Below are 25,112 nucleotides of genomic sequence, written 5' to 3' on the forward strand. Positions count from 1 at the left end.
CGTGGCCAGTGAGGAAACCCTTCGCGAATACCTGAAGTGGGCCACGACCGAACTGCACGACGCACAGCGGCGGATCGCCGCCTTCGAGGCCGCCGCCACCGCCACCGAACCCGTGGCGATCGTCGGCATGGCCTGCCGCCTCCCCGGCGGCATCGCCTCGCCCCACGACCTGTGGGACCTGCTCGAACGCGGCGAGGACACGATCGGCCCGCTGCCCGGGGACCGCGGCTGGGACGTGGACCGGCTGTACCACCCCGACCCGGAGCACCCCGGCACCACCTACACCGCGGCCGGCGGCTTCATCCGCGACGTCGCGGGCTTCGACGCCGACTTCTTCGGTATCTCGCCGCGCGAGGCCTTGGCGATGGACCCGCAGCAGCGGCTGCTCCTGGAGACGTCCTGGGAGGCATTCGAACACGCGGGTATCGTCCCGGCCGGCCTGCGCGGCAGCCGGGCGGGCGTATTCATCGGCACCAACAGCGTGGACTACGCCTGGACGAGCGGTCGGGTGCCCGACGAACACCTCGGACACCTGACCACCGGTACGGCCGCCGCCGTGCTCGCCGGCCGGCTGTCCTACCTGTACGGGCTCGAAGGCCCCGCCGTGACCGTGGACACCGCCTGCTCCTCGTCGCTGGTGGCCCTGCACCTGGCCGTGCAGGCGCTGCGCAACGACGAATGTTCGCTGGCGCTGGTCGGCGGCGTCACGGTGTTGTCGTCCCCGATCCAGTTCCTCGGCTTCAGCGCCCAGCGCGGGCTGGCCCCGGACGGCCGGTGCAAGGCGTTCGCGGAGGCCGCCGACGGTATGGGTCTCGCCGACGGCGCGGGTGTACTGCTGGTCGAGCGGCTGGCCGACGCACGCCGTGCCGGACACCGGGTGCTCGCGGTGATCCGGGGGAGCGCGGTCAACCAGGACGGCGCGGGCAACGGCCTGACCGCCCCCAACGGCCCCTCGCAGCAGCGGGTCATCCGGCTCGCGCTGGCCGATGCCGGTCTGTCCGCCGCGGACGTCGACGCGGTCGAGGCGCACGGCACCGGCACCACGCTCGGCGACCCGATCGAGGCGCAGGCGCTCCTGGCCACGTACGGCCGGGGCCGCCCGGCCGATCGCCCGCTGTGGCTGGGCTCGGTGAAGTCGAACATCGGCCACACGGGCGCGGCGGCGGGCGTCGCGGGCCTGATCAAGACCGTGCTGGCGATCCGGGCCGGCGTCCTGCCCAAAACCCTGCACGCCGAGGAGCGTTCGACCCGGATCGACTGGTCGGCGGGAGCGGTGGAGTTGCTGACCCGGGCCCGGGAGTGGCCCGAGGTGGGCCGTCCGCGCCGGGCGGCGGTGTCGTCGTTCGGGATCAGCGGGACGAACGCGCACGTGATCGTCGAGGAGGCGGCGGACCCGCGGACGGGAGAGTCGGCGGCGGGGGAGCCGCGCTCCGCCGTGTCGGGTGCGCTGCCGTTCGTGGTGTCGGGCAAGTCGGAGGCCGGGCTGCGGGCGCAGGCGGGCCGACTGGCCGAATTCGCGGCCGAGTACCCGGAGTCGGACCCGGCGGCGGTCGCGTCGGCACTGGTCGCCACGCGGTCGGCGTTCGAGCATCGGGCCGTGGTGTCGGCCTCGAACCACGCCGAGTGGACCGCCGGACTGGCGGCGCTGGCCGCGGGGGAGCCGGCGGCGGGTGTGGTGTCCGGGACGGTGCGGTGCTCGGGGCGGACCGTGCTGGTGTTTCCCGGGCAGGGGTCGCAGTGGTTGGGGATGGCCGCGGGCCTGTTGGATTCGTCGCCGGTGTTCGCGGGGTGGATCGCGGAGTGTGAGGTGGCGTTGGCGCCGTTTGTGGATTGGTCGTTGGTGTCGGTGTTGCGGTCGGGGTCGGGGGAGTGGTTGGGCCGGGTGGATGTGGTGCAGCCGGTGTTGTGGGCGGTGATGGTGTCGCTTGCGGGGTTGTGGGGTTCGTTCGGTGTGGTGCCGGGTGCGGTGGTGGGGCATTCGCAGGGGGAGGTGGCGGCGGCGTGTGTGGCGGGGGCGTTGTCGTTGGCGGATGGTGCGCGGGTGGTGGCGTTGCGGGGGCGGGCGTTGTCGGTGTTGGCGGGTTCCGGGGCGATGGTGTCGGTGGCGTTGGGGCGTGCCGAGGTGGTCGATGTGTTGGGGCCGTTCGGGGGTCGGTTGTGGGTGGCGGCGGTGAACGGGCCGTCGTCGGTGACGGTGTCGGGTGATCCGGGTGCGGTGGACGCGTTGGTGGGGGTGTGTGAGGCGCGGGGTGTGTGGGTGGGTCGGGTGGCGGTGGATTATGCGTCGCACGGGGTGGGGGTGGAGGCGGTTCGGGAGCGGTTGTCGGCGGGGTTGGCGGGTGTGCGGCCGGTGGTGTCGGGTGTGCCGTTCTATTCGACGGTGACGGCGGGTCGGTTGGGGACGGCGGCTTTGGATGGTGGTTATTGGTATGCGAATCTGCGGCGACCGGTGCGTTTCGAGGAGACGGTGCGGCTGTTGCTGGCGGAGGGGTTCGACGCGTTCGTCGAGGTGAGCGCTCATCCGGTGTTGACCACGCCGATCGAGACCACCATCGAAGCCACCGGCGCCACGGCGGTGGTGCTCGGCACGCTGCACCGGGGCGCGGGCGGCCTCGACGACTTCACCGCCTCGCTGGCGCGGGCCCACGTCGACGGCCTCGCCGTGGACTGGACGCCGCTCGTGGGCGAACACACGGCCGGAGAGGTCGAGTTGCCGACGTACGCCTTCCGGCGCCGGCGGTACTGGCTGCGCGACATCGCGCCCGGCGGGGCCGACGACGCGGCCGGGCTCGGGCTCACCGGCGAGGGCCACCCCCTCCTCGGCGCCTCGGTGTCCCTGGCGGACGGGCGGGGATTCCTGCTCACCGGACGGTTGTCGCTGTCCTCGCACACCTGGCTCGGGGACCACGCGGTCGCCGGGACGGTGCTGCTGCCCGGTACGGCCTTCGTCGAACTCGCCGTGCGGGCCGGCGATTCCGTGGGGTGCGGCCTGCTTGCCGAACTGACCCTGGAGGCGCCGCTGGCACTGCCCGAGCAGGGCGGCGTGCGGATCCAGGTCGTGGTCGCGCCGCCGGCGGCCGACGGCGGCCGGGCGGTCTCCGTGTTCTCGCGCGTCGACGACGACGCCGACCGGGAGTGGACCAGGCACGCCGGCGGCCTCCTCCTGCCCGACTCCGCCGCGTCGACCGACGCCGGCCCGGCCCCGACCGCGTGGCCGCCCGTCGGTGCGCGGCCGATCGAGCTGGATCGGTTCTATCCGGACCTGGCCGAGGCCGGTTACGCCTACGGCCTGTCATTCCGGGGGCTGCGCGCGGCCTGGCGCGTCGGCGAGGACGTATACGCCGAAGTGGCCCTCCCCGCCGAACAACGCGAGCACGCCCATCGCTTCGGGCTCCACCCGGCGCTCCTGGACGCCGCGGTACAGGTGGCGGCGCTGACCGGCATCGGCGACGCCCGTACCACGATCCGCCTGCCGTTCGTGTGGAGCGGCGTCCGCCTGTCGGCCTCCGGCGCGTCGTCGCTGCGGGTCCGACTGTCCGTGGGCGACGGCGATTCCGTGAGCATCGAGACCACCGACCACACCGGCGAACCGGTCTTCTCCGCGCAAGGCCTCACGCTCCGGCCGATCACCGCCGACCGACTCGCCCACGCCGCCGACGAGACGGCCGACAGTCTCTTCCACCTGGACTGGATCCCGACCGAGGTGGTCGAACGGCCCGGTGGGGACGAGGTGACCCGGCTCGACTGCGCCCCGTCGGCTTTCGGCGGCGGGCTCGCGGACGCGGTCGCGGCGGCGACAGCCGAGGTATTGGCCCGGATCCAGGGATGGCTCGCGACCGAGGGGCAGGCACGGTCGCGACTGGTCCTGGTGACCCACGGCGCGGTGGCGGCGGGACCGGCCGACGTGGTGACGGACCTCGTACACGCGTCGGTGTGGGGCCTGGTCAGATCCGCGCAGACCGAACACCCCGGCCGGTTCGTGCTGGTGGACACGGACGACAGCCCGGCGTCGGCGGCGCTCCTCGACGCCGCCGTACGCGGCGGCGAGTCGCAACTCGCGCTGCGCCAGGGCGACATGCTCGTGCCCCGGCTGGTCCGGGCGGGCGCCGCCGACGCGCTGATCCCGCCGTCGGGTGCCTGGCGGTTGCACACGCCCGGGACCGGCACACTGGAGGACCTGGCGGCGGTGCCCGCGCCGGAGGCCCTGGAGCCCCTGCGGTCCGGGCAGGTGCGCGTCGCGGTGCGGGCCGCGGGGCTCAATTTCCGCGATGTGCTGATCGCGTTGGACATGTATCCGGACGCCGCGACGATGGGCGGCGAAGGCGCGGGCGTGGTGACCGAGGTGGGTCCCGATGTCCACGACTCGGCCGTCGGTGATCGGGTGTTGGGGCTGTTCCCGGCCTTCGGGCCGACCGCGGTGGCCGATGTGCGGACCCTCGCGCGGGTGCCCGACGGGTGGTCCTGGGAGCAGGCGGCGTCGGTGCCGGTGGCCTTCCTGACGGCGTATCACGGGCTGGTCGCGCTGGGTCGGGTGGGCCCGGGCGACACGGTGCTGGTCCACGCCGGGGCCGGTGGGGTGGGGATGGCGGCGGTGCGGATCGCTCGCCATCTGGGTGCCGAGGTGTTCGCGACGGCGAGTCGTGGCAAGTGGGACGTGTTGCGGTCCTTGGGGTTGGACGACGCGCACATCGGTGATTCGCGGACGCTCGACTTCGCGGCGCGTTTTCGGGCCGCGACGGGCGGGCGTGGTGTGGACGTGGTGTTGAACTCGCTGGCGGGCGAGTTCGTGGACGCCTCGCTGCGACTGCTGGCCGACGGCGGCAGGTTCGTGGAGATGGGCAAGACGGATGTCCGGGACGAGACGGCGGTGCGCGCGGCTCGTCCCGGGATCCTGTCCTATCGGGCCTTCGACCTGGTCGAGGCGGCGGGTGCGGACGGCATCGCGGAGTTGTTCGCGGTGCTGATGCCCCTGTTCCGGTCGGGTGTGTTGGCGCCGGTCCCGGTGCGGTGTTTCGACGTGCGGCGGGCGCCGGAGGCGTTTCGGTTCATGGCGCAGGCCCGGCATACGGGCAAGTTGGTGTTGCGGATGCCGGTGCCGCTCGATCCGGACGGGACCGTGCTGATCACCGGCGGTACCGGCACACTCGGGGCGCTGGTGGCCCGGCATCTCGTCGCCGAACACGGCGTGCGCGACCTGGTGTTGCTCAGCCGCAGCGGCCCGGCCGCCCCGGGCGCGGCGGAGCTGGCGGACGAACTCGCCGGTCTCGGGGCGAGGGTGGTCGTCGAGGCGTGCGACGCGGCCGATCGGGAAGCCCTCGCCGCAGTACTCGCGCGCATCCCCGAATCCGCCCCGCTCACCGGGGTCGTACACGCCACCGGAGTCCTGGCCGACAGCCTGGTCGAGTCCATGGCGCCGGATGATCTGGCATCGGTGTTGCGGGCCAAGGTCGACGGTGCGATCAACCTGCACGAGCTGACCGCCGGCCACGACCTCGCCGCCTTCGTGCTCTTCTCCTCGATCGCCGGCGTCCTGGGCGGCGCGGCGCAGGCCAACTACGCCGCCGCCAACGCCTTCGTGGACGCGCTGGCCGCGCACCGGCAGGCCGCCGGCGGGCCGGGTACGTCGTTGGCCTGGGGGCTGTGGGCGCGGACCAGCGGAATGACCGGGCGGCTCGGCCGGGACGACCTGGACCGGATGGCGCGCAGCGGCGTCCTGCCCATGTCCGACGCACTCGGACTCCGGCTCTTCGACGCCGCCCGATCCGGGTCGCGGACGCTCGCCGTACCGATGCGGGTGGACCCGGCGGCGCTGCGCACCCTGGCCGGGACGGGCACGCTGCCGGAGGTGTTCGGCGGCCTGGCGCGCGGTCCGGCCCGGCGGGTCGCGGCGACCGACGGGGACGCGGGCGGGTCGACCTGGCAGCGGCGCACGGCCGCCCTCGTACCCGCCGAGCGCTCGCGGGTGCTGCTGGAACTGGTCCGTACGCACGCCGCCGCCGTGCTCGGCCACGGCGACGAGACGGCGGTCCCCGCCGACCGCGCCTTCAAGGCACTCGGCTTCGATTCGCTGACCGCGGTCGAGCTGCGCAATCGGCTCGCCGCCGGCACCGGCCTGCGACTGCCCGCCACGCTGGTCTTCGACCACCCGACCCCGGCCGCGTTGGCCGATCGACTCGGCGCCGAACTGTCCGGAGCGGAGCCGGAATCGCTCGCCGAGGAGCCGCCGCCGGCCGGCACCCACGAGCCGATCGCGATCGTCGGCATGGCCTGCCGGTTCCCCGGGGACGTGCGCTCCGCCGACGATCTGTGGCGGCTGATCGCGGCGGGCGAAGACCCGATCTCCGAATTCCCGACCAATCGAGGCTGGGACCTCGCGGGGCTGTTCCACCCGGACCCCGACCATCCGGGCACCAGTTACACCCGATCCGGTGGATTCCTGCACGACGCCGACCGGTTCGACGCCGACCTCTTCGGCATCAGCCACCGCGAGGCACTGGCGATGGACCCGCAGCAGCGGCTGCTCCTGGAGACGTCCTGGGAGGCCCTCGAACACGCCGGCATCGCGCCGGACGCCCTCGGCGGCAGCCGGATCGGCGTGTACACCGGACTTGCCGCGCAGGGGTACGCGGGCAGGCTCGACCGGGCCCCGCACGAACTGGAGGGCTACCTCGGCACCGGGAACACGCCGAGCGTCGGCTCCGGGCGGGTCGCGTACACCTTCGGGTTCGAGGGGCCCGCGGTCACCGTCGACACGGCCTGCTCGTCCTCGCTCGTCGCGCTGCACCTGGCGGTCCGGGCGCTGCGCGGCGGAGAGTGCACGATGGCCCTGGCGGGTGGGGTGACCGTGATGTCGGAACCGGGGTTGTTCGTCGAGTTCAGTCGGCAACGCGGCCTCGCGGCGGACGGCCGCTGCAAGGCGTTCGCGGCGTCCGCCGACGGGTTCGGACCGGCCGAGGGCGTCGGCGTCCTGGTGGTCGAGCGCCTGTCGGACGCCGTTCGCAACGGGCACCGCGTACTCGCCGTCGTCCGCGGATCGGCGGTGAACCAGGACGGCGCGAGCAACGGGCTGACCGCGCCCAACGGGCCGTCGCAGCAGCGGGTGATCCGACAGGCACTGGTCGACGCGGGGCTGGCGACACGGGACATCGACGCGGTCGAGGCGCACGGCACGGGCACCACGCTCGGCGACCCGATCGAGGCGCAGGCGCTCATCGCGACCTACGGCCGGGACCGGCCGGCGCGACAGCCGGTGCACGTCGGCTCGGTGAAATCCAATATCGGGCACACGCAGGCCGCGGCGGGCGTCGCGGGCGTGATCAAGATGGTGCTGGCGATGCGTGCGGGCGTCTTGCCCGCGACGCTGCACGTCGACGAGCCGACCCCGCACGTGGACTGGTCGGCCGGCACGGTGGAGTTGCTGACCGCGCCGCGCCCCTGGCCCGACCTCGGCCGGCCGCGCCGGGCGGCCGTCTCGGCGTTCGGGGTCAGCGGTACCAACGCGCACGTGATCCTCGAACAGCCGCCCGCCGCGCCGGCGCGGGAGCTGGTCCCCCGACCGGCCGGCGGCCCCGGAACCACTCCGCCCCGCCTGCCCGTCGTGCTGTCCGCCCACTCCGCCGAGGCACTGCGCGCGCAGGCCGCACGGCTGGCCGAACACATCGAGTCGCCGACCCCGGAGCCGTCCGCCAATGGCCTCGCGGCGCACGAACCCGGGCACGATCGCCTCGAGTTGGTCGATCTCGCCTACTCGTCCGTCGTCTCGCGGGCCGGGCTCGAACACCGGGCCGTGGTCGGCGCGGGCGACCGAAAGGGGTTGGCGGCGGCTCTTGTGGGGTTGGCGACCGGGGGCTCCGGGGTCGACGCGGTGCTCGGTGTCGCCCAGGCTGGGCACCGTCCGGTGTTCGTCTTTCCCGGACAGGGTTCCCAGTGGGTCGGGATGGCCGGTGGGCTGCTCGACGCGTCACCCGAGTTCGCCGCGCGGATCCGGGCGTGCGAGGAGGCGCTCGCGCCGTTCGTCGACTGGTCGTTGACCACGATCCTGGGCTCCGATTCGGACGGGTGGCTGGAGCGGGTCGACGTGGTGCAGCCGGTGTTGTGGGCGGTGATGGTCTCGCTGGCCCGGATGTGGCGGGCGTACGGCGTGCACCCCGCCGCGGTGGTGGGCCACTCCCAGGGCGAGATCGCCGCCGCCTGCGTCGCGGGCGCACTCTCCCTGGAGGACGGCGCCCGGATCGTCGCACTGCGCGGCCGCGCGCTCCTCGACCTGTCCGGCAAGGGCGGGATGGCCTCGGTCGCGCTGTCCGCCGAGGAGGCGGCCGAGCTGACCGCGCCGTTCGGCGACCGCGTCGCGCTCGCGGCGGTCAACGCCCCGCGTTCGGTGACCCTTTCCGGCGACCCGGCGGCGCTGACCGAGGTGCTGGAGCGGTGCGAGGAGCGCAACGTGTGGGCGCGGCGCGTCCCGGTCGACTACGCCTCGCACTCCCCGCAGGTCGAGTCGATCCGCGAGGCACTGCTCACCGCCCTCGCCGACCTCGAACCCCGGGCCGCGGACGTGCCGTTCCACTCCGCCGTCACGGGCGCGGTGGTCGAGGGCACCACCCTGGACGCCGAATACTGGTACACCAACCTGCGCCGCACCGTTCGCTTCGACGAGACCGTCCGGGCCCTGCTCGACCAGGGCCACGACACCTTCGTCGAGGTCAGCGCCCACCCGGTGCTGACCACCGCCATCCTGGAGACGGTCGAGGCGGCCGGCTCGCGGGCCGCGGTCCTGGACACCCTGCGGCGCGGCGAGGGTGGTCCCGACCGGTTCACCGGCGCCCTCGCCCGGGCGTACGTGCACGGCGTGGACGTCGACTGGCGGGTCGCCTTCGCCGACAGCGAGCCGCGGGTGACGGACCTGCCCACCTACGCGTTCCAGCGGGAGCGGTACTGGCTCCGGGGCGACTCGGGCACCGCGACCGACGCGCGGGGGCTGGGTCTGACCCCGACCGGACACCCCGTGCTCGGCGCGGCGATCGACCTGCCCGACGCGGCCGGGATCCTCTTCACCGGACGCGTCGGCCGGCACACCCACCCGTGGGCCGCCGAGTCGCCGTTCCCGGGCACGGCGCTGCTGACCGGCGCGGCCCTCGTCGAACTCGCCCTGCACGCGGGCCGATCCACCGGGCTCGGCACGGTGGAGGAGCTGACCCTGACGGCACCGCTGCCGCTGCCCGAGCGCGACGGGGTACACCTGCGGGTGGTGGTCGGCGCCACCCGCCCGGACGGCCGCCGCACGGTGGCCGTGCACTCCCGGCCGGACGATCCGGCGACGGCCGGCGCCTGGACCCGGCACGCCGAGGGCCTGCTTGCCCCCGAGGGGGCGGAGGAAGCGGCCGGGCCCGAGGACGACCTGCTCGTCTGGCCTCCGGTCGGTGCGGTACCGGTCCCGATCCCGGTGCCCGTTCCGACCGCCGGCGATGTGCCGGACCCGGCCGATCAAGTGCTCCGCGGCGTATGGCAGTGCGGCGCGACCCGGTACGCGGAGGTCGCGCTCCCCGCCGACCGGCGACGGGAAGCCGCCGGTTGCGGGCTGCATCCGGCGCTGGTGACGGCCGCGCTGCGAGCGCTCGACGCGGGGGCGGCGGCGGGGGAGAGCGACGCGGCGATCCGGATGCCGTTCGTGTGGTCCGGCGTCACGCCGCACGCGCCCGGCGCGACCTCGTTGCGGATCCGACTGGAGGCGGTCGGCGACACCTCGGACACCCTGTCGCTGGTCGCGGCGACCCCGACCGGGGCTGCGGCCTTCACGGTGCGCTCGCTCGTCTTGCGCGCGGCCTCGCCGGAGCGGCTCCGGGCCGCGCTCGCGGAGGCGGAATCCTCGGCGGCGGGCGCCGATTCGGTGCCGCCGCCGCTCGTGGCGGTCCGGTCGGTGGACGACGTCGCGGTGGGGGACGAGGCCGAGGTCGGCGCCCTGTCGCGCCGGCTGACCGCGCTGGGCGCGGCGGACCGGCGGCGGACGCTGCGCGACCTGGTGGTGGCCCAGGTCGCGGCCGTCCTGGGCCAGGCCGAAGCGGGCGTGCCCGTGGACAAGCCGCTGCGTGATCTCGGCCTCGACTCGATGGCCGCGGTCGAACTGCGTGGTCGGCTGAGTACCGCCCTCGGCCTGCACCTGCCGGTGACCCTCGTGTTCAGCCACCCCACGGCGGCCGCCCTGGCCGCCCACCTGGACACCACACTCGGGCCCGAGACCGCGACCGAGGCCGGTCCGGCGCCGATGGCGTTCGGCCGGCTGGAGCACGCGTTGTCCCGGCTGCCCGCCGACCCGGCGACGCGGGCCGCGGTTGCCCGGCGCCTGGAGACCCTGCTGTGGACCTGGCGCGACCCGTCGCCCGCCGAGGCGCCGGACGACGCCGCCCTGGACGGGGAGGCACTGGCCGCCTCCTCCGCCGAAGACATGTTCGACCTGCTCGACCGGGAACTGGGGCCCGACAGCGCCTGACCCGACCCAAGAGGACTCCCTACGGCTTCCCTCCGGCCACCTGGCGAAAGTGGGCTCGCGTGTCGACCAACGCATCGAGCGACGCATCGACGGACGCTTCGACCAACGCTTCGACCGACGTATCGACCGACGACGTATCGACCAACGAGGAAAAGCTCCTCGACTACCTCAAGCGGGCCACCGCCGATCTCGGCCGGACCCGCCGCCGGCTGCGCGAGGTCGAGGCGGCGGCACACGAGCCGATCGCCGTGGTCGCCACCGCCTGCCGCTACCCCGGCGGGGTGCACACGCCCGAGGAGCTGTGGCGGCTCGTCGCCGAAGAGGTCGACGCGGTCGGCGACTTCCCACCCGACCGCGGCTGGGACGTCGACGGCATCTACGACCCGGACCCCGCCCGGGCCGGGCACACGTACACCCGACGCGGCGGATTCCTGGCCGGCGCGGCCGACTTCGACGCCGAACTGTTCGGCGTCAACCCGCGCGAGGCACTGGCCATGGATCCGCAACAGCGGCTGTTCCTGGAGACCTCCTGGGAGGTGTTCGAGCGCGCCGGCATCGACCCGACCTCGCTCGGCGGCAGCCGGGTCGGGGTGTTCGCCGGCGCCATCTCCTCCGGTTACGCCGAGCGGATCGCCGACGTGCCGGAAGAGGTCGAGGGCTACCTCGGCACCGGCGGCATGGTCAGCGTCGTCTCCGGGCGCGTCGCCTACACCCTCGGCCTGGAGGGGCCGGCCGTCACGGTCGACACCGCGTGCTCGTCCTCGCTCGTGGCCATCCACCTCGCGGTGCACGCGCTGCGTCGCGGCGAGTGCACGATGGCAGTGGCCGGTGGGGTGACCGTGCTGTCCACGCCCGGCATCTTCATCGAGTTCAGCCGGCAGCGCGGCCTCGCCCCCGACGGACGTTGCAAGGCGTTCGCCGCGGCGGCCGACGGCACCGGCTGGGCCGAGGGCGCGGGAGTGCTGCTGCTCGAACGGCTCGGCGACGCGGTCCGGGCCGGACACCCCGTACTGGCCGTCATCCGAGGCAGCGCCGTGAACCAGGACGGCGCCAGCAACGGCCTGACCGCCCCCAACGACCTCGCCCAGGAACGGGTCATCCGCCAAGCCCTCGACGCCGCACGGCTGAACGCCCACGACGTCGACGCGGTCGAGGCACACGGCACCGGTACGGTCCTGGGCGACCCGATCGAGGCGCGGGCCCTGCTGGCCACCTACGGCCGCGACCGGCCCGCCGGACGCCCGCTGCGCCTCGGCGCGGTCAAGTCGAACATCGGCCACACCGGCGCGGCGGCGGGCGTGGCCGGCGTGATCAAGATGATCGAGGCCATGCGGCACGAACTGCTGCCGCGAACACTGCACGTGGACGAGCCGACCCCGCACGTCGACTGGTCGTCCGGCGGCGTGGAACTCCTCACCCGGGCCCATCCCTGGCCCGGCGACGGCGGTCCGCGCCGCGCCGGGATCTCGTCCTTCGGCGTGAGCGGCACCAACGCACACGTGATCGTGGAGGAGGCACCGCGGTCGGCGGCGGAACCGGCGCGGGGCGAACCCGACGTGCCGACCGGCGCCGATACACCCGCCCTGCCGTGGGTCCTCGGTGCCCGGGGCGACGAGGCGTTGCGGGACCAGGCCGCCCGGCTCGCCGCGCATCTGCGGGCGCGGCCGGGGTTCCGGCCCGCCGACGTGGGCTATTCGCTGGCCGTGTCGCGAGCCGCCCTCGACTCACGCGCCGTCGTCGTGGGCACCGGTCCCGACGACCTGCTCGCCGGGCTCGACACGCTGGCCCGGGGCGAGGACTCCACCCGTGTCGTGCGCGGTCGGGTCGGTCAGGACACCCGCGTGGCCTTCCTGTTCACCGGGCAGGGCAGCGCGCGTGCCGGCATGGGCCGGGAACTGTACGCGACCTGGCCGGTGTTCGCCGACGCCTTCGACACGGTGATCGGGGAACTGGACGCCCGGCTGGCCGGACACGTCGAACGACCGTTGGCCGAGGTCGTGTCGAGCGTCGACGATCCGGACGCGGAGGAACTGCTCGGGCGGACCGTCTACGCGCAGACCGGCCTGTTCGCGCTCCAGGTCGCCCTCTTCCGACTCTACGAATCGTGGGGTGTGCGGCCGGAGTTGCTGCTGGGCCACTCGATCGGCGAGTTGTCCGCCGCGCACCTGGCCGGGGTGTGGTCGCTGCCCGACGCGGCGGCGCTGGTCGCGGCCCGTGCGCTCGCGATGCAGGAACAGCCCTCCGGCGGCACGATGATCGCGGTCGCCGCGAGCGAGGAGGAGGTACGCGCCGCGATCGTCGAACACGGCGGCGCGGTGGACCTGGCGGCGGTCAACGGCCCGGCCGCCGTGGTGGTCTCCGGCGATCCCGAGCCGGTGCTCGCGCTGGCCCGGCGGTTCGCCGAACAGGGCCGCCGGACCCGGCGGTTGGCGACCGGCCACGCGTTCCACAGCGCGCACATGGACGGCCTGTCGGATCGGTTCCGCGAGGTGGCGGCGAGCCTTTCCACGTCGCCCCCGCGCATCCCGGTGATCTCCAACCTGACCGGCCGCCCCCTCACGGCGGAGGAGGCGGGCAGCGCCGACTACTGGGTCCGGCACGTGCGCGGGACGGTCCGGTTCGCCGACGGCGTCGCCGCGCTCGCCGACGCGGGCGCGACCGCGCTGATCGAACTGGGCCCCGACGGGGTGTTGACCGCGCTCGCCCGGGACTTCCTGGTCGCCCGACCGTCCGGATCCGCCGCGATCCCGGTCTGCGTACCGACCCTGCGCCGGGGCCGACCGGAGGCGGTCACGGCGGTACACGCCCTCGGCACACTGCACGTATCCGGCGACCGGATCGACGGCGAGCGGTTCTTCGCCGGCACCGGTGCCCGCCGGATCGACCTCCCCACCTACGCCTTCCGACGCGGGCGGTACTGGCTCGACGTGGACGCGGGCGCGCCGATACCGGCCGGTCCCGGATCGACCGCCACCGGGCACCCGCTGCTCGGCGCGGAACTGAGCCTGGCGGCCGGCGACGGACCGGTCCTCACCGGACGGTTGTCCCGACGCACCCATCCGTGGCTGGCCGACCACGCGGTCGGCGGCAGTGTGCTCTTCCCCGGCACCGCGTTCGTGGAGATCGCGATCCGGGCCGGCGACCGGGTGGGCTGCCCGCACGTGGCCGAACTCATGGTGGAGGCACCGCTCGTCGTTCCCGAGGTCGACGCGGTGTGGATCCAGGTCACGGTCGGACCGGACGAGGAGGCCGGGCGCCGTCGGGTGGAGGTGCACTCCCGACGCGCGGACACGGGCGACCACGGGTCCGGTACGGACGGCGCCTGGATTCGGCACGCGGTCGGCGTACTCACCTCCGAGGCCGCCGCCGAGAGCGGGCCCGACGCGGACCCCGTCACCTCGGCGCTCTGGCCGCCGCCCGGGGCCCGACCGGTCGACCTCGGCGACTTCTACGCCGACCTCGCGGCCGGCGGATTCGGGTACGGCCCGTCGTTCCGCGGTCTGCGCGCCGCCTGGCGGCTCGACGATCAGGTATACGCCGAGGTGGCCCTGCCCGACGAACACCTCGCCACCGCAGCCGACTTCCTCCTGCATCCGGCGCTCTTCGACGCCGCCCTGCACGCCGGCGGCCTGATCGGGCACGGGCGCGATCCCGGGCAGCCGCGACTGGTGTTCTCCTGGAGCGGGGTCGGCGTGCACGCCGTCGGCGCGGGGGCACTGCGCGTGCGCGTGTCGGTCACCGGCTCCGACGCGGTCGAACTGGTCGCCGCCGACGGCGCCGGCAACCTCGTGGTCTCGGTCCGCGAACTGGTGACGCGCCCGGCCGGCCCCGCCGACGCGGCCGGCGGCGAGCTGTACCGGCTCGACTGGGTCCCGTTCGCCGCACCCGAGCAGCCGCGGGACGCGGGCCCGTGGGCCGTGCTCGCCCCCGACCCCTTCGGCCTCGGCGACGCGCTGGAGCGGGCCGGGATCGCGGCGCGCGAGTATCGCGAACTCGACGCGCTCGCCGCGGAGTCCGCGACCCCGACGGTGGTCCTGCTCCCGCTCGCCCCGGAGCCCGCGGCGGCGCTGCCCGACTCGGCCGACCGGTCCGTGGAGCGCGTGCTGCGCATCGTCCGGCAGTGGTTGGCGCAGCCCGCGTGGGCGACGACCCGGCTGGTCGTGCTCACCCGCGGTGCGGTCGCGGCCCGGCCCGGCGAGGGCATCACCGACCCGGCCCACGCGCCCGTCTGGGGCCTGCTGCGCTCGGTACAGGCCGAACACCCGGGGCGGTTCCTGCTGGTCGACATCGACCCGGACGCCGACACGCCGACCACGCCGGCCGACGCGGTGGGGGCGGCGTTCGCCGCCGGCGAGACGCAGATGGCCCTGCGCGCGGGTGCGATGCTGGCCCCGAGGATCGTTCGAGGCGACGACACCGGACTGTTGCCCGCCGCCCCCGACGGCCCCTGGGTGCTCGACACCACCGGCGCGGGCGACCTGGACCGCCTCGCGCCGCTGCCCTTCCCGGACGCCGCCCGCCCGCTCGCCCCGCACGAGATCCGGCTCGCCGTACGGGCCGCCGGCCTCAACTTCCGCGACGTCCTGGTCGGTCTGGGGGTGGTGCCCGCGCACGTCGGCATGGGCACCGAGGCCGCCGGGATCGTCACCGAGGTCGGCTCGGCCGTCGGCGACCGGCGACCCGGCGACCGGGTGACGGGCCGGGTGCCCGCCGCGCTCGGCCCGGTCGCCGTCGTCGACCATCGGGCCGTCGTGCGCATCCCGGCGGGATGGACGTTCGCCGAGGCCGCCGGCATGCCCGTCGCGTTCCAGACCGCCCACCACGCCCTGTTCGACGTCGCCGACCTCAAGCCGGGCGAATCCGTCCTGATCCACGCGGCGGCCGGCGGCGTGGGCATGGCCGCGGTACGACTGGCCCGGCACCTCGGCGCCGAGGTCTACGCCACGGCGAGCCCCGGCAAGTGGGACACCCTGCGCGAACTCGGCCTGGACGACCGGCACATCGCCTCCTCCCGCACGCTCGACTTCGAGCACGCCTTCGCCGGCGCGGGCGACGGCCGCGGCGTCGACGTGGTACTCAACGCACTGGCCCGGGAGTACGTGGACGCCTCGCTGCGCCTGCTGGCGCCCGGCGGTCGGTTCGTCGAACTCGGCAAGACGGACCGGCGCGACCCCGAAGCCATCGCCGCGCGGTACCCGGGGGTGACCTACCACCCCTTCGTCGACCCCGGCCCCGAGCGCATCGGCCGCATCCTCACCGAGATCGTCGACCTCGTCGAGGGCGGCGCACTGCACCTGCTCCCGGTGCGCACGTGGGACATCCGGGAGGCGGCACACGCCTATCGGTACATGAGCCAGGCCAGGCACATCGGCAAGATCGTGCTGACCGTGCCCGCCGCACCCGACCCCGACGGCACCGTACTGATCACCGGGGGCACCGGTGCCCTGGGCGGCCTGCTGGCCCGGCACCTGGTGACCGAGCACGGTGCCGAACGCCTGCTGCTCACCGGTCGCGCCGGCGAGCGCGCCCCGGGTGCGCCGGCACTGCGCGAGGAACTGCGCCGGCTGGGCGCCCGGCACGTCGAGATCGTCGCCTGCGATGTCGCCGACCGGGAGCAACTGGCCGACGTACTGGCCCGGGTACCCGCCGCGCACCCCCTGACCGCCGTCGTGCACGCCGCCGGCGTGGTCGAGGACGGCGTGGTCACCTCGATGACCGACGACGGGCTGCGCCGGGTGTTGCGCCCGAAGATCGACGGCGCGATGAACCTGCACCGGCTGACCGCCGACGCCGACCTCGCGATGTTCGTGCTGTACTCGTCGGTGGCCGGGGTGTTCGGCGGCGCGGGACAGGGCGGCTACGCGGCGGCCAACACCTTCCTGGACGCGCTGGCCCACCATCGCCGGGCGGCCGGGCTGCCCGCCGCGTCGCTGGCCTGGGGGTTGTGGGACCAGGCGAGCGAGATCACCGCCGGCCTCGGTCCGGCCGACCGCGCCAGGGCGGCGCGTGCCGGGATGGTGCCGCTGTCCGCCGCGCGGGGGCTGGCCCTGTTCGACGCCGCCGCGAACCTGCCGGATCCGGTGCTGCTGCCGCTGCACCTCGACGGCGCGGCCCTGGAACGCGGCGCCGGCCCGGTGCCCGCCGTGCTGCGCGCCCTGGTGCGCGGCCCGGGACGGCGCAGCGTCCGCGCCACCGCCCGGGCGGAGCCGGCCGCCGACCTGGGGCGACGCCTGGCCGCGGCGGCCGAGGCGGACCGTCGCAGGCTGCTGGTCGACCTGGTCCGCGGCCACGCGGGCACCGTGCTCGGCCTGGGCGGCGCGGACGCGGTGGACCCGTATCGGGGTTTCACCGACATCGGCTTCGACTCGCTGACCGCCGTGGAACTGCGCAACCGCCTCGACGCCGCCACCGAGCTGCGGCTGCCCGCCACCCTGATCTTCGACCACCCGACCCCGGCCGACCTCGCGGACCACCTGTACGCCGAACTCGTCCCCGACGCCGACACCTCCGCCGCGGTGCCGGCGCTGCTCGCCGACCTCGACCGCCTGGCCGCCCGGCTCGCCGAAGTGCGCGCGGACGAGGACGACCGGGCGGAGATCGCCGGCCGGATCGACCGGCTGCGCACCGCGTGGCGCGGCCGGGAGGAGCACGACACCGAGGCCGTCCCGACATCCGCCGCCGCGCGGCTCGAGGAGGCGAGCGCGGACGAGGTGCTCGACTTCATCGACCGCGAACTCGGGTCGACCTGACGGGGGTTCGCCCCATATGGCCGCCGATAAGCCCCGTTCAGCCCCGTTCAGCCCTGTTCAGCCCAGGAAGGACCGACGCGACCATGCCGGACCGCGACCCGCCGGACAACCACAAGCTGGTCGGCTACCTCAAGCGCGTGGCCGCGGAACTGCACGACGCGCGCGCGGAGTTGCGCCGCGTCGAGGAGCGGGACTCGGAGCCGATCGCGATCGTCGCGATGGCCTGCCGCTTCCCGGGCGGGGTGGCCTCGCCCGAGGACCTGTGGCGCCTCGTGACCGAGGGGGGCGACGCGATCGGACCGCTGCCGACCGATCGCGGCTGGGACCTGGACGGGCTCGACGCCGTCGCCGGGAGCCGGGTGCGACAGGGCGGATTCCTCGACCGTGTGGCCGACTTCGACCCCGAGTTCTTCGGCATCTCGCCGCGCGAGGCCCTGGCGATGGACCCGCAGCAGCGCGTCCTGCTCGAAGTGGGCTGGGAGTTGTTCGAACGCGCCGGCCTGGACCGGGCCGCCGTGCGCGGCAGCCGTACCGGTGTCTTCGTCGGCGGTGGCTGGACCGGCTACGGCAGCGACCTGGGGGAGGTGCCCGACGGCGTCGGCGACCACCTGGCCACGGGGACGATCATCAGCGTCCTGTCCGGCCGCCTCGCCTTCGTGTACGGGCTCGAAGGCCCCGCCGTCACCGTCGACACCGCGTGCTCGTCCTCGCTGGTCGCCCTGCACCTCGCCGTCCGGGCGCTGCGCGCCGGGGAATGCACGATGGCGCTGGCCGGCGGGGTCACGGTGATGCCGCACATCGGCGTGTTCGGCGCGTCCGGTCGGCAGCACGGCATGGCACCGGACGGCCGATGCAAGGCGTTCGGGGCCGGCGCGGACGGTACCGGCTGGTCCGAGGGCGCCGGACTGCTGCTGCTGCAACGGCTCTCCGACGCGCGCCGCGCCGGCCGGCGGGTACTCGCCGTGGTGCGCGGCAGCGCGGTCAACCAGGACGGCGCCGGCAGCGGCCTGACCACCCCCAACGGCCCCGCGCAACGCCGGGTGATCCGGCAGGCGTTGGCCGACGCCCGGCTCACCCCGGACGACATCGACGCGGTCGAGGCCAGCGCCACCGGCACCCCCCTCGGCGACCCGATCGAGGCACGAGCCCTGCTGGCCGGCTACGGGCCGGGCCGCGACCCCCGGCAACCCCTGTGGCTCGGCTCCCTCAAGTCCAACGTGGGCCACACCCAGTCCGCCGCCGGCGTCGCGGGCGTGATCAAGACGGTCATGGCGCTGCGCCACGGCGTGCTCCCCAAAACGCTGCATGCGGACGAGCCGACACCGCACGTGGACTGGTCGGCCGGCACCGTACGCCTGTTGACCGAGGCGCGGCCGTGGCCCGACACCGGGGAACGGCCGCGCCGGGCCGGGGTCTCGTCCTTCGGGATCAGCGGCACCAACGCGCACGTCCTCGTCGAACAGGCGCCGGACGAGCCCGGGTTCGAGCCGGTGCGGACCCCGGTGGCACACCGGCCTTTGGTGCCCTGGGTGTTGTCGGCGCGCGACGAGGAGGGGCTGCGCGCGCAGGCGGATCGGCTGGCGGTCCGGGTCGCCGCCGAGCCCGATCTCGTGCCCGACGACGTCGCCTACTCGCTGGCCACCACCAGGACGGCACTGGCCTGCCGCGCCGCGCTGACCGCCGGCGACCTGAACGGCTTCGGCGAGCGTCTACGCGCCCTGGCCGACGGCGAGGGCACGGTCGCCATGGCCGCACGGGACCCGCGTCCGGTCTTCGTCTTCCCGGGCCACGGCCCGCACCATCGGACCGCCCTGCTCCGCGAACTGCTGGACACCACACCGGAGTTCGCCGCGACGATCGCGGAATGCCAGCGCGCACTCGACCCCTGGGTCGACTGGTCCGTCGCCGAGCTGTTGCGCGCGTCGCACGAGCGGGCGCCGACCCGGGTCGCGGTGGCCGAGCCCCTGTCGTGGGCCGTGGCGGTCTCGCTCGCCCGGCTCTGGCAGGCACACGGCGTGCACCCCGCCGCCGTGGTGGGCCACGGCCACGGCGAGATCGCCGCGGCCTGTGTCGCGGGCGGCCTGAGTCTGGCGGACGGCGCCAAGGTGGTCGCCCTGCGCGGGCGGGCCCTTCGCGAACTGGCCGGCACCGGCGGCATGGTCTCGGTCGCGGTGTCCGCGTCCCGGGCCCGGACGCTGATCGGGCCGCTCGGCGCGGGGGCGACCGTCGCCGCGATCGACGGGCCGAACTCGGTGACGATCGCCGGCAGCCCGCCCGCCCTCGACGAACTCCTGGCCGTATGCGAGGGCCAGGGCGTGCGGGCACGGCGCCTCCCGGTCGACCACGCCCCCAACACGCCCCACGTGGAGGCGATCCGCGACCGGCTGACACGGGACCTGGCCGACCTTGCGCCGATGCCGGCCACCGTGCCGTTCCACTCCGCGACGACCGGCAGGCGGTCGGATACCGCCGTGCTCGACGCCGACCACTGGTACGGGAACCTGCGACGACAGGTGCGCTTCGACGACGCCGTCGGCGCTCTGTTGGCCGAGGGGCACGACACCTTCATCGAGATCGGTGCCCATCCCGTCCTCACCACCGCGTTGGCCGACACGATCGCCGCCGCCGATGTGCCGGCGGTCGTGCTGGACACGCTCCCGCGCGGGGAGGACGGTCCTGGCGGCTTCGCCGAGGCCCTGGCCGGCGCGCACGTGCACGGGCTCGGCGTCGACTGGCGGCATCTGTTCGCCGGGTGGGCGGTGCCGCCGCGCCGGGTGGATCTGCCGACCTACGCGTTCCGGCGTCGGCGCTTGTGGCCGGCGACGATGGGCGCCGGGGACGCCGTCGGCGGCGGACATCCGCTGCTCGGCGCCCGACACTCGCGGCCCGGCGCCGGGCCGGCCGGTGCCGACGGCGGCGCGCCGGCCCACGGCGACTCCTCGGCGCCGGACGGCGATCCGGATGCCGACCGCCTCGTCCGCGATCTGCTCGCCCTCGACGTGCCGGCGCGCGAGCGTGCCCTGACCCGGCTGGTCCGGGCCCAGGCCGCGGCGGCCCTGGGCTACGACACCGCCGAAGCCGTCGACCCGGACAGCCCGTTCAAGAACCTCGGCGTCGACTCCGTCATCGCCCTCGACCTGCGCAACCGCCTGGCCGCACACATCGGACGGCGACTGCCCGCCACCCTGGTCTTCGACCACCCGACGGTCGTCGCGCTCGCCCGACACCTGGGCACCGAACTGTCCGCTGCCGGGGACGAGTTCGCGACGCGTCCGGCCGCGGCACCGGCCTCGACCGGGGTCGACCACGAACCGCTCGCCGTCATCGGCATGGCCTGCCGCCTCCCGGGCGGCGTCGGCTCGCCCGAGGACCTGTGGCGCCTGCTGGTCGACGGCCGCGACGGACTGACCGACTTCCCCACCGACCGGGGATGGCCGCTCGACGGGCTCTACCACCCCGATCCCGACCACCCCGGCACCAGCTACGTGCGCTCGGGCGGCTTCGTCGCGCACGCGACCGACTTCGACGCGGAGTTCTTCGGCATCTCGCCGCGCGAGGCGTTGGCGATGGACCCGCAACAGCGCCTGCTCCTGGAGACCTCCTGGGAGGTGTTCGAACGGGCCGGGATCGACCCCGCCACACTGCGCGGTTCCGACACCGGCGTGTTCGTCGGTGCCGTCGACATCGGCTACCCGACCGGGATGCGGGTGCCCGACGAACTCGGCGGCCACCTCGGCACCGGGAACGCCGCGAGCGTCGCCTCCGGCCGCCTCGCCTACACCTTCGGCCTGGAGGGGCCGGCGATCACGGTCGACACGGCCTGCTCATCCTCGCTGGTCGCGCTGCACCTGGCCGGTCAGGCGCTGCGTGGCGGCGAATGCTCCATGGCGCTGGCCGGTGGTGTCACGGTGTACGCCAACCCGGCGGCGTTCGTGGAGTTCAGCCGGCAGCGGGTGCTCTCCGCCGACGGCCGGTGCAAGCCGTTCGCGGCCGCCGCCGACGGTACCGGCTGGTCCGAGGGCATCGGGATGCTGCTCGTCGAACGACTGTCCGACGCGCGCCGCAACGGCCATCGTGTCCTGGCGACCATCCTCGGTTCGGCCGTCAACCAGGACGGCGCGAGCAACGGCCTGACCGCGCCCAACGGACCCGCGCAACAGCGGGTGATCCGGCGGGCGTTGGCGAATGCCCGACTGAACGCGCGGGACGTGGACGCCGTCGAGGCACACGGCACCGGCACCGCCCTCGGCGACCCGATCGAGGCCCAGGCCCTGATCGCCACCTACGGCCGGGAACACCACGCGGACGAGCCGGTCCGGCTGGGTGCGCTCAAGTCCAACATCGGGCACACCACCGCCGCAGCCGGCGTGGCGGGGGTGATCAAGATGGTGTTGGCGATGCGGCACGGCGTGTTGCCGAAGACGCTGCACGTCGATGCGCCGACGCCGCATGTGGACTGGTCGGCGGGCGCGGTGCGGCTGTTGACCGAGGCGTGTCCGTGGCCGGAGACCGGTCGGCCCCGTCGTGCCGCCGTGTCGTCGTTCGGGATCAGCGGGACGAACGCGCACACCGTGCTCGAATATCGCCCGCCCGAGCCGGCCGACCCGCCGAGCGCCGATGCGCGGGTCGATCCGGGCGTACTGCCGTACCTGCTCTCCGCCGGGACACCGCGGGCGCTCGCCGCGCAGGCCGAACGGCTGCACGCGCACCTGACCGCCGCCGAGGCCGAGATCGCCCCCGCCGACCTCGCCGCCGCGCTGGCCGGCAGCCGCGCCGCACTGGCGCACCGGGCGGTGGTGACCGCCGCGGACCGCGCCGAGTTGCTTGCCGGTCTTGCCGCCCTCGCGGCGGGAGACCCGATCGGCACCGTGACCGTCGGCCTCGCACGGGCGGACCGCATACCGGTGTTCCTCTTCGGTGGGCAGGGTGGTCAGCGGGTGGGGATGGGGCGGGAGTTGTATGCGGCTCATCCGGTGTTCGCGGCGGCCTTCGACGAGGTGGTGTCGGCGTTGGACGGTCGGTTGGCGGGTGGTGTGGGGTGTTCGGTGGGGGATGTGGTGTTCGGTGTGGGGGGTTTCGGGGGGCTGTTGGACGGGACGGTGTTCGCGCAGGCGGGGTTGTTCGCGGTGGAGGTGGCGCTGTTCCGGTTGGTCGAGTCGTTCGGTGTGCGGCCTGGGTTCGTGTTGGGTCATTCGGTGGGGGAGTTGGTCGCGGCGTATGTGGCGGGTGTGTGGTCGCTGGCGGATGCGGCGGCGGTGGTGGCGGCGCGTGGGCGGTTGATGCAGGCGTTGCCGGCGGGTGGGGCGATGGTCGCGGTGCAGGCCGGCGAGGACGAGGTTCGTGGCGTCCTGGACGGGCGGGGAACGGTGGGTGTGGCCGCCGTGAACGGGCCGATGTCGGTGGTGGTTTCGGGGGACGAGGATGCCGTGCTGGCGGTTGCCGCGCGTTTCGCGGGGCGGGGTCGGCGGACCCGGCGGCTTCGGGTGGGGCACGCGTTCCACTCGGCGCGGATGGAGCCGATGCTGGCCGACTTCCGGACGGTGCTGGAGGGCGTCTCCTACGCCGATCCGCGGATCCCGCTGCTGTCCAACCTCACCGGCGCCGTCGCCGGCGACGGCGAGTTGACGGGCCCGGACTACTGGCTGCGCCAGGTACGCGAACCGGTCCGCTTCGCCGACTGCGTCGCCTCGGTGCGGGCCATGGGCGATCTCGTACTGGTTGATGTGGGGCCCGACGGGGCGTCGACCGCGATGGCCCGCGAATGCCTCGGCCCGGTCGTCCGGACACCGACCGCCGGGACACCGACCGCCGAGACGCCCACCGTCGCGCTGCTCCGCCGGGATCGACCGGAGCGCGCCACGCTCACCGCCGCCCTGGGGGCGCTGCACGCATACGGGACACCCGTCGACTGGTCCGCGTTGCTCACCGGGCGCGCCGCGACGGTCGACCTGCCCACCTACCCGTTCCAGCGACAGCGCTACTGGCTCGACCCGCTGCCCGACGCGCGCACGGCCGGTGACCCTGACAGCCGGCGGTACCGCGCCGCGTGGACCCCGTGGACCGAACGATCCGACGCCGAACCGTCCGGCACCTGGCTCGTGCTGAGCCATCCGGCGAGCCCGTACACGGACGCGTGCGTGCGGGCGCTCGAACGGCGCGGTGCCACCGTGACCCCGCTTCGGGTCGACGCGACGGAGTGCGACCGCGGCATCCTCGCCGAGCACCTGCGCCGCCTCGGCCCGCTCGACGGTGTGCTCTCGCTCCTGTGCGATCTGCCGGGCGAGCGCGCCGACCTGCCGGGACTCGCCCACGGTTTGGCGGCCACCCTCGCTCTCGTCCAGGCGTCGGCCGACGCCCGGCCGGGAGGCAGACTGTGGTGCCTGACCTCCGGCGCGGTGTCCGTCGCGGAGCATGACCCGCTCGGCTCCGCCGACCAGGCCGGGATCTGGGGACTCGGCCGTGCCGCCGCGCTCGAACTGCCCGACCTCTGGGGCGGTCTCGTGGACGTCGCCGAAGCCACGCGAGCCACGGTCGACGCGCTCCCGGAGGAGACCGACGCCGTCGACGTCTGGTCCCGGCTCGCCGACGTGCTCGCACACGGCGCCGAGGACCAGGTGGCGATCCGTCCCGACGGCGTCCACGTACGCCGCCTGGTCCGCGCGTCCGCCACCGCCGGGACCGCCGAGCGGCCCTGGCAGCCCACCGGCACGGTACTGATCACCGGCGGCACCGGCGGCCTCGGCGCCCGGGTGGCGCGCTGGGCGGCGGGCGCGGGCGCGGAACGTGTGGTCCTGGCCGCGCGTCGGGGTGCGCGGGCGCCGGGGGCGGAAGACCTTGCCGCCGAACTGTCCGCCCTCGGCGCCGCCGTGCTGATCGAGAGTTGCGACACGGCCGACCGGCACGCCGTGCGGCGTCTGATCCGGCGGATCGACGCCGACGGGCCGCCGCTGAGCGCGGTGGTGCACGCCGCCGGGGTGGCCCAGGCCGCCCTGATCGCGGACACCGATCCGGTCGAGGCGGCGCGCATCATGGCGGGCAAGGCCGCCGGCGCCGCCCACCTGGACGCCGTGCTGGGCGAGCGCCCGCTGGCGGCGTTCGTGCTCTTCGCCTCGATCGCCGGCGTCTGGGGCAGCGGCGGCCAGGGCGTCTACGCGGCCGCCAACGCACACCTCGACGCGCTCGCCCGGGACCGGCGCGCCCGCGGCCTGGTCGCCACGTCGATCGCCTGGGGCCCGTGGGCCGGGGGCGGCATGGTCGAGCGGGCCGACGGGGACCGGCTCGCCCGGCTCGGCCTGCGCGCGATGGACCCGCGGGCCGCGGTGACCGCGATGGCCCGCGCGGTGGGCCGGGACGACGCCGAGGTGGTCGTCGCCGACGTCGACTGGCGTGCCTTCGCCGCGAGTTTCACGTCGTCGCGCCCGAGCCCGCTGCTCCGCGGCCTGCCCGAGGCGGACGCCGCGCTCGCCGCACCGGCCGCCGGCGTCGGCGCGGCGGACCCGGGCCTGATCGGGCGGCTGGCCGCGGCGGGACCGGCGGAACGCGAGACGATCCTGCTCGACCTCGTACGCGGTCAGGTCGCGGCCGTCCTGGGCCACACCTCGACCGGGCGGATCCGGGCCGACCAGCCGTTCGGCGACCTGGGATTCGACTCGCTGACCGCCGTCGACCTGCGCGACCGGCTCGGTCGGGCGACCGGTGTCGAACTGCCGAGCACGCTGGTGTTCGACCACCCGACCCCCCTCGACCTGGCCGCCCGACTGCGGGCCGCGCTGACCGACGGCGACGAGTCGGTGCTCACCCCGGTGCTGGCCGAACTGGACAACCTGGACGCCGCGTTCGGCCGGATCGCCGACGAGGACCCGCAGGTCCGGGCCCGGGTC

1 protein-coding gene and 2 pseudogenes are annotated in these 25,112 nt (G+C 75.0%); all 3 read left to right on the plus strand.

The window, feature by feature from the left end; translation table 11 throughout:
• Window positions 1–34 precede the first annotated feature (34 nt).
• A pseudogene (locus EMA17_RS54095) lies at window positions 35–10,483 on the plus strand (SDR family NAD(P)-dependent oxidoreductase); the annotation flags it as partial.
• Between the two features lie 59 nt (window positions 10,484–10,542).
• Window positions 10,543–17,232, plus strand: a complete 6,690-nt coding sequence (locus EMA17_RS16565) for a type I polyketide synthase (protein ID WP_126637789.1) — start codon at window positions 10,543–10,545, stop codon at window positions 17,230–17,232.
• Between the two features lie 83 nt (window positions 17,233–17,315).
• A pseudogene (locus EMA17_RS16570) lies at window positions 17,316–24,995 on the plus strand (type I polyketide synthase); the annotation flags it as partial.
• Between the last annotated feature and the right edge of the window lie 117 nt (window positions 24,996–25,112).

The sequence above is a fragment of the Embleya hyalina genome (assembly GCF_003967355.1).
GTDB lineage: Bacteria > Actinomycetota > Actinomycetes > Streptomycetales > Streptomycetaceae > Embleya > Embleya hyalina.